General features: G+C 59.8%; 13 protein-coding genes and 1 tRNA gene. 6 read left to right on the top strand and 8 right to left on the bottom strand.

Going from position 1 to position 15,000, the window contains the following annotated elements; all coding sequences use genetic code 11:
* The 4 genes from ACNS84_RS09100 to ACNS84_RS09085 all read right to left on the bottom strand — a co-directional run bounded on the left by ACNS84_RS09100 (position 1) and on the right by ACNS84_RS09085 (position 4,025).
* Entirely contained in the window at positions 1–711 is a 711-nt protein-coding gene (locus ACNS84_RS09100) for an ABC transporter ATP-binding protein (protein WP_435074523.1), read from the bottom strand.
* The gene (locus ACNS84_RS09095; RefSeq protein ID WP_435074522.1) at positions 708–2,195 is read right to left on the bottom strand and encodes an amidase; all 1,488 of its coding nucleotides are present in this window, start codon (positions 2,193–2,195) and stop codon (positions 708–710) included. The genes ACNS84_RS09100 and ACNS84_RS09095 overlap by 4 nt, the downstream gene beginning before the upstream one ends.
* Positions 2,170–2,604, bottom strand: a complete 435-nt coding sequence (locus tag ACNS84_RS09090) for a GNAT family N-acetyltransferase (RefSeq protein WP_435074521.1) — start codon at positions 2,602–2,604, stop codon at positions 2,170–2,172. Before ACNS84_RS09090 ends, ACNS84_RS09095 begins: the two co-directional genes overlap by 26 nt.
* 92 nt (positions 2,605–2,696) lie before the next feature.
* Positions 2,697–4,025, bottom strand: coding sequence for an ABC transporter substrate-binding protein (locus ACNS84_RS09085; protein ID WP_435074520.1), 1,329 nt, complete (start codon positions 4,023–4,025; stop codon positions 2,697–2,699).
* 514 nt (positions 4,026–4,539) lie between these two features.
* On the opposite strand from ACNS84_RS09085, the gene ACNS84_RS09080 reads away from it, so the two are divergent.
* The 4 genes from ACNS84_RS09080 (at position 4,540) to ACNS84_RS09065 (ending at position 9,868) form a co-directional block, all read left to right on the top strand.
* Positions 4,540–5,781, top strand: a complete 1,242-nt coding sequence (locus tag ACNS84_RS09080; protein WP_435074519.1) for a Zn-dependent hydrolase — start codon at positions 4,540–4,542, stop codon at positions 5,779–5,781.
* 272 nt (positions 5,782–6,053) lie between these two features.
* Positions 6,054–7,466 (top strand): aspartate aminotransferase family protein, encoded by a 1,413-nt coding sequence (locus ACNS84_RS09075; protein ID WP_435074518.1) that lies wholly within the window; start codon positions 6,054–6,056, stop codon positions 7,464–7,466.
* A gap of 306 nt (positions 7,467–7,772) precedes the next feature.
* Entirely contained in the window at positions 7,773–8,339 is a 567-nt protein-coding gene (locus ACNS84_RS09070) for a peroxiredoxin (protein WP_435074517.1), read from the top strand.
* Between the two features lie 296 nt (positions 8,340–8,635).
* Entirely contained in the window at positions 8,636–9,868 is a 1,233-nt protein-coding gene (locus ACNS84_RS09065; protein ID WP_435074516.1) for an MFS transporter, read from the top strand.
* 314 nt (positions 9,869–10,182) lie between these two features.
* Here the strand turns inward: ACNS84_RS09065 and ACNS84_RS09060 are convergent, their stop codons facing one another.
* The 3 genes from ACNS84_RS09060 to ACNS84_RS09050 form a co-directional block, all read right to left on the bottom strand.
* The gene (locus ACNS84_RS09060) at positions 10,183–10,704 is read right to left on the bottom strand and encodes an Lrp/AsnC family transcriptional regulator (RefSeq protein ID WP_435074725.1); all 522 of its coding nucleotides are present in this window, start codon (positions 10,702–10,704) and stop codon (positions 10,183–10,185) included.
* Between the two features lie 245 nt (positions 10,705–10,949).
* Positions 10,950–11,024 (bottom strand) — tRNA-Glu (locus ACNS84_RS09055).
* A gap of 145 nt (positions 11,025–11,169) precedes the next feature.
* Positions 11,170–12,234, bottom strand: coding sequence for a zinc-binding metallopeptidase family protein (locus ACNS84_RS09050; RefSeq protein ID WP_435074515.1), 1,065 nt, complete (start codon positions 12,232–12,234; stop codon positions 11,170–11,172).
* 122 nt (positions 12,235–12,356) lie between these two features.
* Between ACNS84_RS09050 and ACNS84_RS09045 the strand changes: the two genes are divergently transcribed.
* Both ACNS84_RS09045 and ACNS84_RS09040 read left to right on the top strand, forming a co-directional pair.
* Entirely contained in the window at positions 12,357–12,647 is a 291-nt protein-coding gene (locus tag ACNS84_RS09045; RefSeq protein WP_435074514.1) for a hypothetical protein, read from the top strand.
* Positions 12,648–12,729: 82 nt separating this feature from the next.
* Entirely contained in the window at positions 12,730–13,833 is a 1,104-nt protein-coding gene (locus ACNS84_RS09040) for a zinc-dependent metalloprotease (protein ID WP_435074513.1), read from the top strand.
* A gap of 144 nt (positions 13,834–13,977) precedes the next feature.
* On the opposite strand, the gene pdxS is transcribed toward ACNS84_RS09040, so the two are convergent.
* Positions 13,978–14,886, bottom strand: coding sequence for a pyridoxal 5'-phosphate synthase lyase subunit PdxS (gene pdxS / locus ACNS84_RS09035; protein ID WP_435074512.1), 909 nt, complete (start codon positions 14,884–14,886; stop codon positions 13,978–13,980).
* Between the last annotated feature and the right edge of the window lie 114 nt (positions 14,887–15,000).

Genomic DNA, 15,000 nt, shown 5'->3' with positions numbered 1-15,000 from the left:
TCAGGTCCCCCCGAGGTACGCCTCACGGACGGTTTCGTTTCCACGGATCTCCTCGAAGGTTCCCGAGGCGATGTTTCGACCGGCGTTCATCACGACGACGCGCTCACAGAGTTCGCTTATTACGGACATATCGTGTTCGATAACGAGGATCGCGGTCCCTTGCTCGTTGATACGCTGGATGTCGTCTATGATGTCGTCCATCAGTGCCGGGTTGATCCCTGCCGCGGGTTCATCGAGCAGTATCAGGTCGGGTTCGAGCATCAGCACCCGCGCGAGTTCGAGCAGTTTCTTCTGGCCGCCGCTGAGCTCGTCGGCGCGGTTCTCGCGTACCTCCTCAAGGTGTAGCTCTTGGAGTAGCCGGTCGATCCGGGCCTCCTGTTCGGTCGGACCGCACGAGACGTTCGGAACGAGCAGGTTCTCGTACACGGAGAGCCGGCCGAACGGCTTCGATATCTGGAAGGTACGACCGATCCCGCCCTTCGAGATCGAGTCCGGCGAGTCACCGGTGACCTCGGTCCCGTTGAGCGAGATTCGTCCCTCATCCGGGGTCAGGAATCCAGTGATAAGGTTGAGCGTGGTCGTCTTACCAGCTCCGTTCGGACCGATCAGGCCGACGATTTCACCAGATTCTATCTCCAAGTCCAGCCCGTCGACGGCGACGATACCACCGAATCGTTTCTTGACGTTGTCGACAGAGAGTACTGGTGTCATCTGTCACCTTCGATCGCTTCCGGGGGGTACGCATTCCCCCAAGGAATTGTCTCTTCAATCGCCGCACTCGCGGACATCACTTCACTATCTCCGAGCCGGTCACCAACGACCTGCATTCCGATTGGAAGCCCGGAATCGTCGAACCCAACAGGGATCGAGGCCGCGGGATGTCCGCTGAGGTTCAGCGGCCACGTGAGCGTCCAGCCGTGCATGCGGTGAACGGACTCTCCGTCCACGGTCGGGTTGTCGACGTCGAGACCGAATGCGGTCCGGCCGAGCGTCGGCGTCACAAGCACGTCGACGTCCTCAAGCGCCTCGGTAATCGCGTCGTATACCGCAGTTCTGCGGCGGCGCGCCACCGCAAGAGTCATCGTATCGAGTTCGAGGCCGGCACGGATACGCGAGCGGACCTCGGGCGTGATCGGTTCATCAATCGTCAGCAGATCGATGTCGGAATCATGTTTGAGGTTTTCATACAGCCCCACGTATCGAGACTGAAGGATCCACTCGATCGCGTCGTGACGCTCCTCCCAACTCCCTTTGAAGCGGATATCGACCTCCTCAACGGTCGCGCCGGCCGCCGACAGGTCATCGAGGGCCGATTCGACTGTTTCCGAGACGGCCTTGGAGATGACGAAGTCACCAAAGTCCGGTGAGTAACCGATCCGGAGGTCAGCGAGATCAGGGGCTGACTCGACTGCGTCGCGGTAAGAACCGTTCGGAGTAGGGAGCCCATTAGGATCGCTGGTGTCGGGCCCAGCAATCACCTCGAGCATGAGGGCTGCGTCCGAGACGGTCCGAGTGATCGGGCCAAGGAACGTGTACGGGAGGAGATCCTGGAACGCGTCGGAACGAATCGGGCCTGCAGGTACACGGCCGAAGTCCGGCAGAAATCCGTACACACCACAGGCACTTGACGGGATCCGGATCGAGCCGGCCGCGTCAGATCCGAGCGCGATCGGAGCTAACCCGGCGGCGACTGCCGCTGCGCTTCCACCCGAAGAACCGCCGGTCGTCCGGTTCGGGTCCCACGGGTTCCCGGACGCGCCGAATACCGGGTTATCGGTCTTCGTTTTACGGCCGAATTCGGGAGTGTTCGTCTTTCCAAGGATGATCGCTCCCGCTTCCCGGAGTCGTGAGACGGCGACGTCGTCGTGCTCCGGAACGTAGTCAGCGAAGGCCGGGGATCCAAACGTGGTCCGCACGCCAGCGACGCGGTTTAGATCCTTGATCGCAACCGGGACACCGTGAAGCGGGCCGATGTCGTCACCGCGTTCGACAGCGCGCTCGGCCTCACGTGCGGCCTCTTTAGCCGATTCCGAACACACCGTGACGTACGCGTTGATCTCGGGATTCACCCGCTCGATCCGATCGAGGAACGCGTCGACGACCGCGACTGGCGAGCGCTCCCCGCGGCGAATGTCCGCAGCGAGCGTCGTTGCGGAGGTGTAACAGAGATCAGTTTGGTTGTGACTTGAGGTCATATTTAAATGAGTAGCAGTATTTTTCGTAGTTGAGATCGAGATAGAATCGGTGCGCATCTTCGCGCCAAAGCCCCGACTCAAGCTCGACGGCCACACAATCGTTGTCCGTGGCCCAGTTGTGGACGTACTCGAGAAGTTTCGTGCCGTACCCCTTCGAGCGATTATCCTCATCGACGACCAGGTCGTAGACGTACGCGTGTCGGCCAAGGTAGAAGTTCGTCGAGATCGTGACCCCGGCGACGGCGACCGGTTCGTCGTTCACGTAGCCTGCGAACAGCCGGTACCCTTCCTCGGCCATCGACTCATACAGCTCCTCGAATGATTCTCGGTTGAGATGGTCGCGGAGCTGCTGGAGAACGGGGAACACGGCCGCGCGTTCTTCGGCCGAAGTGACGGGCGTTATGCGCATTGCTCCCCACCCAGTCCGACTGTCTCTGATCTGGTGGTATTGGGTCGGCACGGACCGTTGTCACCGACCCGATCGTGTGCCTGCATTCGTGATCAGTAGACTGATGTGTCGATATCCGTGGTCGCGATCTCCGAAGGCCACACGAGATTGAGCTCCTGGTCAATCACTTGGTATCCCAGCGCAGACTGAGTGTCCGTACTCCCCCAGGCGGCTTGGTGGTTGTCCTGATAGCTGATGTACCCACTTCCTCCGGGGATTGGCTCGTGATCGAGGACGGTGGACTCCCACTCTTCGACACTCGCGGAGCGGAAGGCCTCGAGGCTCTCGAAGGCGGAGGCGTACTCCGCGATGACTTTGATGTTCTGGTAGGACAGCGCCGCACTGCCGGTCATGTCCATGTCGGTCCGCTCGTCCCACGCAGCTAGGGCTCCCTGTTCCTCAAGAAGCGCGTCGACGCGGCCTGCGTTTAGCATCGTGAGCGCACCGTTGGCGGCTTCACCTGCGGTTTCGCGCGCATCGGCGATCGTCAGGCCGTAGTTGTGGAAGAAGTGGGTGTCTTCGAACCCGGTCTCGGAGAACTGTCTGGCGAGATTACCGGCACCTGAGGAAGACGTTTGCACCGCCCAAACGACGTCAGGTTCGTTGGATTGGATCCGTGAGAGCAGCGAGGTGAAGTCGGTCGCATCGAGGCTGACTTCGTCTTGGGAGATGATTTCCCATCCGATCTTATCGAGCTCGCTCTCCATCAGATCCATAATCGAGAGGCCGTAAGACGTGTCTTCTCCGATGAGTGCAATGGATTTGTCTTCGTAGGGGAAGTACCCGGTCCCGTTCTCTTGGAACTGTTCGAGCAGCTGCCGCCAACCGACTGCGTACGCCTCCGACGGCGGCGTGGTCTTGAACACGTTCCACAGCTCCTGTTCGTTGATCTTGGTGACGATCGCACTTGAGACCGCCTCGTCGACAATCTGTGGGGTTCCCTGCTCAGCGGTGACCTCGACTGTCGCGAGCGCGACGTCACTGTGGAATCCACCGCCGATTGCGTCGACGTTCTCTTGTTGGATCAGACGGTTAACCTCGTTGCGTCCCGCCGAAGGTTGCGATTCCGAATCGCCGAATACGAGTTCGATGTCCTGACCGTGGATACCTCCGTCCTCGTTGATCATATCCCGGGACATTTCGGCGGCAATCTGTTTCTGCTCGCCGATATTTGATGCGGGACCCGAGAAGGGACCGTAAAATCCAATTTTTAGTCCGCTACCGCCTTCTCCGCCCCCTCCCAGACAGCCCGCCACAGAGGCGACTGTAATTCCGGCCCCGGTCGTCTTGAGGAAATCACGACGGCTCCCACGGTCTCTTTTGTTTTTATCCGAATAACCAGTACTCTGATCAGCTATCTTAGAATTGTCGTTCGATCTCATATGAGTGACATCCACTAGCGAGACTAAGACGCATGTACTTAAAGGTTGGTGGAGATTGGCTTTTACTGTGTCAAGGTAGACAATATAGGATTTAGTTTCACAAACAGAATCTATATCGGACAGAGTATAACAGTACCCGCGATGTCGAGAGGTGAAGATCTTGCTCGGCCTCCAACGGTAGTTTGATGTTCGGGTCTTCTAGAAGTTCTCGGAATGATAATATCTCAACGAGAACAGTTCGGAAGAAATCACCTCGAAGGGCGATGCACTTCAAATGTGAACGTAAAGCACGAAAAAAAGGGACTGCGAGGAGGTCAGCGAACATCCTACTGACATTGGGAGACCACGATTGCCTACCACTTATTCCGAGACAGATTTCGTTGTGATGGCGTACCCTGAGTAGCATCCGAATCAAGACTTGATTCGGGAAGCTAAATTGACCGACGACATCGGTGAAAATGAGCATATTTGCTGCTATCCCCGCCTATTAATAGGGTAACGATGACCTCGCCACATGGTCACTATCGACACAGATCGCTTCGAGAATACGTTCCGCAGGTACTCACAAATCGGCCGGACGGACGACGATGGCCTCCATCGTCTTGCGCTGACGGAAACGGACCGTAACGTACGAGATCTGTTTGTCGAAGATCTTGAATCGCTCGGGCTTGATATTCGTATCGACGAACTCGGGAATATTTTCGGTCGAAGAGAAGGAACTGATCCGGATGCGGCCCCTGTGCTGATCGGATCACATCTCGACTCACAGCCGTACGGCGGTCGGTTCGACGGACAGCTCGGGGTGCTCTCAGCCCTCGAGACACTCCGTAGCTTCGAGGATTCGGGAGTTGACCATCGACGACCGATCGAAATCGTGAACTGGACGAATGAGGAAGGCTCGCGGTTCAAGCCCGCACTCATGGGAAGCGGCACGTTCATCGGTGAGTTTGACATTGCAAATACGCTCGAACACACGGACTCCGACGGCGTCACCGTCGCAGAGGCGCTCAAGCAGATCGGTTATAATGGGGAAGAATCGTGTGAGCCACGGGAGCCGTACGACAGCTACCTGGAGTTACACATCGAACAGGGGCCGAAATTGGAAGAGGCCGGTCTTTCCGTCGGTGCCGTTGAGGGGGTCTTCGGGATGGCGTGGCTTGAAGCCACGATCATTGGTGATGCGGATCACGCAGGGCCGTCACCGATGCACTCCAGGCGAGACGCGCTTGTTGCCGCGTCTGATATCGTCACTTCGGTTCGCCGCCTCTCAAACCGCGTCGCAGACGACGTTGTCACCACGGTCGGCGAGCTTGAGGTCTCGCCCGGATCGATAAATGTCGTTCCTGCGGAGGCTCGACTGACTATCGACGTTCGGAGCTACGATGATGATGCCGTCGCTGAACTTGTTGATCGGGTTGAACGGGAAATTACGGCCGCTTGCAACCGTGAAAACGTTACGTACGAACTCGAAGAGATTTGGCGGATCCCCCATACCGAGTTCTCGCCGCGGGTGAGCCAGACGGTGCTAGACGCCGCAGAAGCAGTCGGAGCCGATCATCAGGCCATGGTTAGCGGCGCTGGCCACGACGCGACGTATCTCAATGAGATCACGGACGCAGCGATGATCTTCGTCCCGAGCATCGACGGCAAGACCCACAATGAGGCGGAGTACACGGAGATGGAAGACGCGGTTGCCGGCGCGCGAACGTTCGCGGAGGCAACGAAACAGTTGGCATCCCGATCGGACGACGCCTGAACGGTTTAGATATTCACGACGTATTTTACTGGAGAACTCTTACTCGAGTTCCGTACTGATTTGACGTCGTGAGGTCCTGTTCGGACGCGTGGCGGCGCGAACTGGCCGCATTCCGATCGGTATTGAATTACGAACACGTATGTGCGATTCTCGTGGACGCTGTTTCCTTGAACAGAGTTCAATTGAATCATTTTAACTAGTTTTTGAACTCTTCTGTGTGTTCTTCTTTGAATATTGCTTAAGTATATATACTCGCACGAGTGTCTTGACACATGGTAGCAAACCCACCGATCGACGAGATCCACTTTTCGATGGAGCCAGACGTGGAAACGGTCCCCGGACCACGAACAGAACAGTTGTTGGACCGCCAACGAGAGATCGATAGCAACGCCGTCGCTTACCCGCGTCGCATACCGATCGCGATCGGAGAGGCCAAAGGTGCAACCATCAGGGACGTCGACGGGAACACGTTTCTTGACTTTTTCGCCGGAATCGGCGTTTTGAACGTCGGACACTCCAACCCGTACGTCCTTGAGGGCGTTCACGAGCAACTGGATAAAGTCACTCACACGGTTGATTTCCCGACCGAGGCACGTATCGAGTTCATCGAACGGCTCAACGACATTGCACCTGACGGCCTCAGCGGGAACAGTAAGGTCATATTCGGTGGACCGAGCGGAAGCGACGCGATCGAAGGGTCGATCAAGCTCGCCAAACATAACACCGGCCGCCATGGCCTGCTCGCCTTCGAGGGATCCTATCACGGAACCACGGCCGGTGCGCTCAGTCTCACCGCCGGCAAAGCGTACAAAAAGGGATACGGGCCGCTGTTGGCCGACGCCGTCCACGTCCCGTTTCCGGACCCCACCGAGCCGGGACCAACCGGTGATGTCGAGCCGTTCTGCCCCTCCGATAACTGCTGTCAAGACGGCACCTGTGCGCGTGCGCTAGACGCGGTACAACGGAAGTTCGAGGGCACATATGGGGGACACGAATCACCCGCAGGAATCTGGGTTGAGCCGATTCAAGGTGAGGGCGGGGTGGTCGTCCCGCCCGAAGGATTCCTGAAGGGACTCCGCGACATCGCGGACGACAACGATGCGCTACTCATTTTCGACGAGATCCAGACCGGGTTCGGACGCACCGGTGAGTGGTTCGCAGCTGAGCACTGGGACGTGACGCCGGACGCAATGACGATGGCGAAGGGTATCGGCGGCTCCGGTCTCCCCATCGGTGCGATGATGTATCACGAAAAGTTCGACACGTGGGGCCCGGGCGGTCACGTTGGGACGTTCCGCGGGAACGTCCCCGCGTTCGTCGGCGGGACGCGCGCCATCGAGTACATCGAGTCCCACGACCTTCTTGATCACGCGACCGAGGTCGGGGAGTACATCCGGTCCCGGTTCCGTGAACTCGCCGAAGACATCCCTGAGATCGTTGATATTCGCGGGAAAGGACAGTTCACCGGCGTCGAATTTAAAGTGGATGGTGACCCCTCGAAATCACTTGTCGAATCGATCCAACTCGAATGTTACCACAGGGGCGTTCTCGTGTGGTACGCCGGCCGCCACAAGAGCGTCCTTCGACTGCTTCCGCCGCTCGTGTTGACCCAGCGCCAAGCGGAGGTCGGAATGAATATTATCACCGAATCGGTCCGTGACGTCCTCGCAAACCACAGCAGGTGAACTCACACACCTAGTCATGTCGGGGCCCGAGAAATACCGGCCCGTTCAAACCGTGTTTCCTAACGCGGCTATGCAACTTTGAGTACTCTGCTCAGTTGTACTCGCAGAAGGCGTAGCGATCAGTTCTCGTTCAGTCTAGAAGAACAGCTGTTCAGAGTAATTACATTACAATGTCTTATTTTGCGCGAACCCATCTACGCTCAGATCACGTCAATATACCATATACAACAACCCATGTATTGAACAATATTCAAAAATGCAGGATTTAGCGAATATTTATTTATTTTGGGTGTGCTCTGTAGCACAATGTCTAAAGATTTTCCGCTACCAGACGACCTCCCAGTGCCGGAAGACGACGGTGCGGCTGACCATCTCCAAGGGATGACGATGTGCGACGTGTCTCTCCCAGCGACCAACGACACGACGGTTAACCTCCAGGAACTCCCGACTCGAACGGTACTCTACGTCTACCCACTAACGGGGCGGCCAGATAAGGACGTGATCCCCGAAGGGTGGGAAGACGTTCCCGGTGCCCGTGGCTGTACACCTGAATCACGCGGTTTTCAGAGCCATTACGAGGAACTTCGAAATGAGGGAGTCAGGCGGATCTTCGGACTGTCTACGCAGTCAGTTGAGTACCAACGAGAGGCACGTGACCGTCTGAATCTCCCCTTCGAGATGCTCAGCGATTCCGGGTGGGAACTTGCAGACGAACTTGACTTGCCGACGTTCACCATTGAGGACAACGAGTATCTGAAGCGATTAACGCTGATCGTCTCTGATGGACGTATCGAACACGTCTTCTATCCGATCTTCCCACCGGACGAACACGCAAACGAAGTCCTAGAATGGATACGGAACAATCCCCGCTAAATCCTCTACACCACTATGTGTCTGGCTTTACTTCCTTTCACTCAACCCACTTACGCCTGTAGCCGTCTTCGAAGTTCAACAGTACCTCTGACACGACTCCGACGCGTTTCTCACCTTCCGTGGTCCGCACGACGAGACCCTCAACAGCGCGGACGAGAGCATACGGAAACACTCCTCAAGGCAGTCAAGGTCGCCGCAAGCACCACTCTCAACTACCGTGGAATGACAGACGAGTCGACCAGTACTTTGAGACAATGGTGCTGACGCGACTCAACACACGCCGCGTCCGATGGGTGATGTGGGGCGTACTCGCGTTCGGGTACTTGCTCATGAGTTTCACCCGTGTCTCGACGGCGGTACTGGCGGAATCGCTGACGCTCGCGTTCAACATCACAGCAACTGAACTCGGGTTGCTCCACTCGTCGTTCTTCTACCTCTACGCTGCCATGCAGTTGCCCGCCGGGGTGCTTGTAGACCGGTACGGTCCGCGCCGCGTCGCCGGAACAGGCACATTCGTGATGGGGTTCGGTGCCATGGCGTTCGCAATGAGTGACTCGTTCCTCGTGAACTTCCTGGCTCGCGCACTCGTGGGTTTCGGCGGGAGCGTCATCTTCCTCTCTATCCTCCGATTCGCCGTAACATGGTTCCGAGCGGATGAGTACGCCACCGTAACGGGCCTAACTATCGGCGTTTCAGCGCTCGGTGGCATCATCGCCACAACACCACTCGCCATCGCTGCGTCCGTCATCGGGTGGCGATCATCAATGCTCGTTATCGGATCGTTGTGCGTCGTCAGCGCTCTCTTCATCTTCCTGTCGGTCCGTGACCGACCGGTCGATGAAACCGACGACGAGTCACCAGAACTAACGGCCGACGGTGGACCTACGTCACTCCGTGACGACTTGCGATCCGTCCTTGGCGGCTCCGATGTCTGGGCCCTCGGTATCCTCAACTTTCTAATCCTCGGCGTCAACTTCACCATCATCGGCCTGTGGGGCGTCCCGTATCTCGTCCACCTCTACGATCTTTCCGTCGCACGCGCATCGCTGTACGTCCTCGCTGGCAACGTCGGCCTCCTTATCGGCTCACCGCTGTTTGGGTGGGTTGCGGACCGTACCGCCGCTCACACCGCGCTGGTGTTGATTTCGACGCTCACGTTCTGTGTCGTCTTCGGCACCCTTTCAGCTCTCGGGACGCCGCCCCTCGCTTTCGTCGGCATTCTCTTCTTCACGGCCATGTTCGTCAATGGCGGCGTGTCACTCGCGTTCACCGTCGGGCGTCAGCGACACCCCGACGAGGTAAGCGGAACGGTGAGCGGGACAATAAACAGCGTCGGCTACTTCGGGGCTGCCGTCGTGCCCGCACTAATGGGTGTGGTGCTCGACGTCTTCTGGACCGGGAAGATCGTCGACGGCACGCCCGTGTACTCCTTTACAGGCTATCGTATCGCGTTCGGTATCGCCACAGTTGCCGGCTTCGGAGCCCTCGCGTGTGCACTCTGGATTCACCGAACTCGACAGCCAAGCTAGCATTGTGCAGCCAGCGTACCGGCTCGTGAGCATCAAGAAACCAAACGCAATTCCGTACCGACGAGCACCGCCGTTTACAGCGATCGTATGCGACGATCCAAGTGGTGTTGATATTTCCATGCTGTTTCCCGGTTGAGTAACATGACACCGATGACAGCACGCAACCACAGACCAAAGGTCGTCGCAGATTCTCAACACAGTCCACGTCACATTGACAGAGAAACTCCCCCCAACGACTGGTAGAGCACTTCTGCTTCGCCGCTACTACCAAATCGACGCTACCCTTCCACCTTCTACAAATTCAACAGAGCAGGTTACTCAACTTGTTCTACCGTCTCGTCAAGTCCGTGCGAGTTCAGTAACGTCACTTCAGTGTAGTCGCGTAACATCCCTACGCTCTCATCTTCTTTGATCGAGCTGATCACGGACTTCGAACTCGTTCGTTGAATTCCGTCGATAGCCTCAAACTCCTCAACAAGCGTTTCAACCATGTCATGAGACGGAAGCCGTGAAATGACAATGAAATCAGTATCGCCCATCACAAAATACACTTCATTTACCCCCTCGATCTCGGCTAACGCTTTCCCAACTTCTTCCTGATACCCTTCCCCGAACTCAGCGAGCACTTCGGAAATAACTGTGAGACCTAATCCAGCCTTTTCGAAATCGATCTCAAACAACTCATTTTTGATCACCCCTCTATCCATCATATTCTTGATGCGATAATGGACCGTCGATTTAGGGATATCCGTCTCCTCCATTATTCGTTCCGGGCTGGTAGAGTTGTTCTCCGCGATCGAGCGTAGAATACGAACGTCCCGTGCATCAAGACTCATCTGAAACGCACCCCCGAACAGTTCCAACCACATATCGATCGGACACCAATCATACTTATTCAGTGTTGGTAGACGAATAAATATACTTGCCTCTAGAGACTCGGTCCCTCATACCCTGTAAATCACAAAAACTCCTGTCGCTCAACATACGCGATCGGGTCACGTGATTCGGATTCCGGAACGCTTCGAAGATGAATGGGGTAGTGAGTTTGAGAACTACCGATAGAAGTGTTAAGACGAAAGGATGCTCCGGCGGGGATTTGAACCCCGGTCATTGCCTCGAGAGGGCAATATGATTGGCCGGACTACACTACCAGAGCGTACGTCCGTTTGACGCATTTTCGGGTATGACTGGATGTTGTAAAACAGTTCCGTTTCAGCCGCGCCGTGCCCCGGTTTAGCGTGACTCGAATTCGACGGTAGCGGAGGCGAAAACGAGCGCAGAACCGCGAGATGGCACGCCCGTCAGACGTCGACGGTGAACGGGGTCGCGTCGGCGGCGCCGTCAGCGACGGCGGCCAGTAGATCGGCGACCGCGTCGAGGTCACCGAGGTCGACAACCTCGACGGGCGTGTGCATGTACCGGTTCGGGATCGAGACGTTGAGCGACGGAACGCCGCCGCGAGCGGTGTAGAACGCGTCGGCGTCTGTGCCGGTCCGAGTGCCCGCCGCCTGAAGTTGGACGTCGATCTGGGCGGTAGCGGCGGCGTCGCGCGCGAGGTCGACGAGCGCGGAGTGGTTCGCGCTCCCGCGGCCGATCACCGGTCCGGCGCCGAGTTCGACGGGACCGCGACGCTCGGTCTCGACGTCGGGGTTGTCGGTCGCGTGGGTGACGTCGACCGCGACGAACGCGTCCACGTCGTCGAGGTCGACACCGACCATCTGCGCGCCCCGGAGGCCGACCTCCTCTTGGACGGTGGAGACGGCGTAGACGGTCGTGTCGACGTCGCGTACGGCCGCCCGACGGAGCCCTTCTGCGGCCGCCCACGTGCCCGTCCGATTGTCAACACCACGGGCGGCGATCCGGTCGCCGACCAACTCCTCGAAGTCGGTCGAGAAGGTGACGGGATCGCCGACCTCGACGTGCTCGTGAGCCTCGTCGGCGTCGGTTGCACCGATATCGACGAACTGCCCGCTGATCTCGTCGTACGTGTCCTTCTCGGGGTCTCGAAGGTGGATCGCGGTCTGGCCGATCACGCCACCGACGGGTTCGTCCGCGTGGACCGTGACGTGCTGTCCCTTCGAGACGGTGCGGTCGGAGCCGCCGATACGCGAAATCCGGAGGAAGCCGTCGTCGAGCACGTCGCGAACGATGAACCCGATCTCATCGGCGTGGCCCGCCAGTGCGACCGTCGGCGCGTCCGGGTCGCCCTCGTGGACCGCGACGGCGTTGCCGTAGGCGTCGACCGTGACTTCGTCCGCGAACTCGCGGACGTAGTCGGCCCAGACCCGCTGGCTCGCGGTTTCGAACCCGGAGGGGCTGGCGGTCGCGAGCAGATCATCGAGAAACATCCGGCCGCGCTCGTGCATGGAGACGACTGACGCGGCAGACGGCAAGAACCCGCCGGTCCGCGGCGGCCGGTGTGGCGATTAGCGGAGTGGTCCTCGGTGCCGCCGCCACGACTAAATCGTTGCCGTACGAACGACGGGATATGGGAGAATCCTCAATCACCATCCTGGAACTTCACCTCGGCGACGGCGATATCGAGATCGGTCCCTTCGAGCTCTTCGGTTCGGCCGACGGGGCGGAACTGACCGCGGTCGCAGACGCGGAGGCGGACGATGACGAGACGGACGTCGGGTCCGACGGCGGCGTCTCCGCGAAGTCGGTCGCCGGACTCCTGCTTGCGCTGATCGCGCTCGCCGCGGTCGCGGTCGGGGTCGCGAAGCTCCGAGGCGACGAGGAGGAGGAGATCCCGTCGGGGATCGCCGGCGACGAGTGAGCACGGTCGGCGGCAGGATTCGGCGCGCACGCCGTCACCGAACCGACACAAGCGATTTGAGGCGGGCACCCCTCCGATGCGTATGGACATCCTCCGAAGCCTGCGCACGGTCTCCGAGGCGTCCGGCACCGGCGTCGTCGATTGGGACCGGGCCGCGGCGGCCGCCAAGGCGAGCACCGATCCCGGATCGCTCGCGCTGACGCCCGCCGAGCGCGAGGGATACGCCGCCGACGTTCGCGAGGCCCGCACGCGGTTGAGCGAGGTCGCCGGAATCGCGTTCACCGTGCCCGATTCGATCGAGGTGCAGAACCGGCACCACTGGATCGACGCGAGCGTCGGCACCTTCCGGAACGTGATGGCGCCGATCGAGGCGGCGGCGACCGAGGCGAACGACGCGCCGGCTGAGCCGACGACCGACGGTGAGTGGACCGCCAACGGCCCCCTCGACCGAGTTCTGGACCCGTTCGACGTCGGCACGGGAGGTCCCGGCACGTCTCCCGGCCCGGTCACCGCGTTCTCTCGCGACGTCTCACGGATCGCCAACACCGGAACGATGGCGTTCGCGCTTAGTTTCCTCGCGCGGAACGTGCTCGGGCAGTACGACCCCCTGCTGTTGGCCGACGAGCCGGACGCCGACCACGGGCTCTACTTCGTACATCCGAACATCGTCGCCGTCGCGGCGTCGCTCGACGTCGACTACCCGCGCTTTCGCCGGTGGATCGCCTTCCACGAGGTGACGCACGCGGCGGAGTTCGGTGCGGCGCCGTGGCTCCCCGAGTACCTCGAATCTCGCGTCGAGCGCGGCGTCGAAGGGTTAACCGCGGACGAACTGACGATCAGCGGATTCGACACGGAGGCGTTCAGCGAACTGCAAGCGGCGATGACGGCAATCGAGGGGTACGCGGAGGTGCTGATGGACCGCGCGTTCGACGACGAGTACGCCGACCTGCGACGGAAACTCGACGCGCGTCGCGGGGGCGGTGGACCGATCCGTCGGCTCGCTCAGCGCCTCCTCGGACTCGGCATGAAACGCCAGCAGTATGAGCGCGGCGCCGCCTTCTTCCGGCACGTCGCCGACGCGCGGGGCATCGAGGCCGCCGGCGTCGTCTGGGAGCGCCCGGAAAACCTTCCGACGAAGGCCGAACTCGACGATCCCGAGGCGTGGCTGATGCGGGTCGATCCGTAAGAAAGGGTTGCGCAGCGGGGTCGAAACCGCCAGGAACGACTCGGGCGGGCAGACGGACGGACGCACCGCTAACGGGGAGTAGACGGGTATCGCACGCGGTCCAGCCGGACCGACTGTCTATCTAAAAGCGCGACGGGCGTCGGGTTAGACGCCGCGGCCCTGCAGTTTCTCCTCTTCGGGCATGTCCTCGTTGGACTGGCCCTTCATCCCTTTGCCCGTCCCGCTCGCGATCCGGGCGAGTTCCTCGGGGTCGTCCCAGTTGTTGACGGCCTCGACGATCGCGGTACCCATCGCCGCGGGGTCCTCCGCGCCGAAGATACCGGAGCCGACGAAGATGCCGTCACAGCCGTGGTACATCATTAGCGCCGCGTCCGCGGGCGTCGCGATCCCACCGGCGGCGAAGTTGACGACCGGGAGTCGACCGGCTTCTGCGGTCTCGTGGACCAGGTCGTGGGGGGCGCCGTGTTCGCGGGCCCACTTCTCGCGCTCCTCGTAGTTGAGTCCGGTGAGCGTCCGGATCTGGGTTTTGATGGTGCGCTGGTGCTTGACTGCCTGGTTGACGTCGCCGGTGCCAGCCTCGCCCTTCGTCCGGATCATCGCCGCGCCCTCGCGGATGCGCCGGAGCGCTTCGGGGAGGTTCCGGGCGCCGCAGACGAACGGGGACGCGAAGTCGCGCTTGTCGGTGTGGTACTCGTCGTCAGCGGGCGTGAGCACCTCCGACTCGTCGATCATGTCGACGCCGAGCGCTTCCAGAATCTCCGACTCCTTGCGGTGACCGATTCGGGATTTCCCCATGACGGGGATCGAGACCTCGTCGATGACCTCGGGAACGCGCTCGGGGTCGGGCATCCGGGCGACGCCGCCGCGCTTTCGGATGTCCGCCGGGACGTGTTCCAACACCATCACCGCGACCGCGCCGGCGTCCTCCGCGATGCGGGCCTGTTCGCGGTTGACGACGTCCATGATAACGCCGCCCTTTTGCATCCGCGCGAAGCCGCGCTTGACCAGGTCGGTCCCACGCTTCAGCTCTTCGAGATCCGTGGCCTCTGCCATGATCGATCGGTGGGTCGCCGGCCACTTAACGGGTCGCTTTTCGGTGGTAGGCGGCGCCGAGACGCGCGACCAGACCGGCACCGAAACCCGATCGCAGCGGCCCTCATTCCACAC

Source organism: Halorubrum wangae, assembly GCF_051194135.1.
Classification (GTDB): Archaea; Halobacteriota; Halobacteria; order Halobacteriales; family Haloferacaceae; genus Halorubrum.
Note: the sequence above shows the minus strand (reverse complement) of the source record. Positions and strands in the feature narration are given on the sequence as shown.

Bases quoted from the DNA above. Each gene is read 5' to 3' on its own strand.
- ACNS84_RS09100 (WP_435074523.1), bottom strand. From the start codon at position 711: ATGACACCAGTACTCTCTGTCGACAACGTCAAGAAACGATTCGGTGGT.
- ACNS84_RS09095 (WP_435074522.1), bottom strand. From the start codon at position 2,195: ATGACCTCAAGTCACAACCAAACTGATCTCTGTTACACCTCCGCAACG.
- ACNS84_RS09090 (WP_435074521.1), bottom strand. From the start codon at position 2,604: ATGCGCATAACGCCCGTCACTTCGGCCGAAGAACGCGCGGCCGTGTTC.
- ACNS84_RS09085 (WP_435074520.1), bottom strand. From the start codon at position 4,025: ATGAGATCGAACGACAATTCTAAGATAGCTGATCAGAGTACTGGTTAT.
- ACNS84_RS09080 (WP_435074519.1), top strand. From the start codon at position 4,540: ATGGTCACTATCGACACAGATCGCTTCGAGAATACGTTCCGCAGGTAC.
- ACNS84_RS09075 (WP_435074518.1), top strand. From the start codon at position 6,054: ATGGTAGCAAACCCACCGATCGACGAGATCCACTTTTCGATGGAGCCA.
- ACNS84_RS09070 (WP_435074517.1), top strand. From the start codon at position 7,773: ATGTCTAAAGATTTTCCGCTACCAGACGACCTCCCAGTGCCGGAAGAC.
- ACNS84_RS09065 (WP_435074516.1), top strand. From the start codon at position 8,636: ATGTGGGGCGTACTCGCGTTCGGGTACTTGCTCATGAGTTTCACCCGT.
- ACNS84_RS09060 (WP_435074725.1), bottom strand. From the start codon at position 10,704: ATGAGTCTTGATGCACGGGACGTTCGTATTCTACGCTCGATCGCGGAG.
- ACNS84_RS09050 (WP_435074515.1), bottom strand. From the start codon at position 12,234: ATGCACGAGCGCGGCCGGATGTTTCTCGATGATCTGCTCGCGACCGCC.
- ACNS84_RS09045 (WP_435074514.1), top strand. From the start codon at position 12,357: ATGGGAGAATCCTCAATCACCATCCTGGAACTTCACCTCGGCGACGGC.
- ACNS84_RS09040 (WP_435074513.1), top strand. From the start codon at position 12,730: ATGGACATCCTCCGAAGCCTGCGCACGGTCTCCGAGGCGTCCGGCACC.
- pdxS (WP_435074512.1), bottom strand. From the start codon at position 14,886: ATGGCAGAGGCCACGGATCTCGAAGAGCTGAAGCGTGGGACCGACCTG.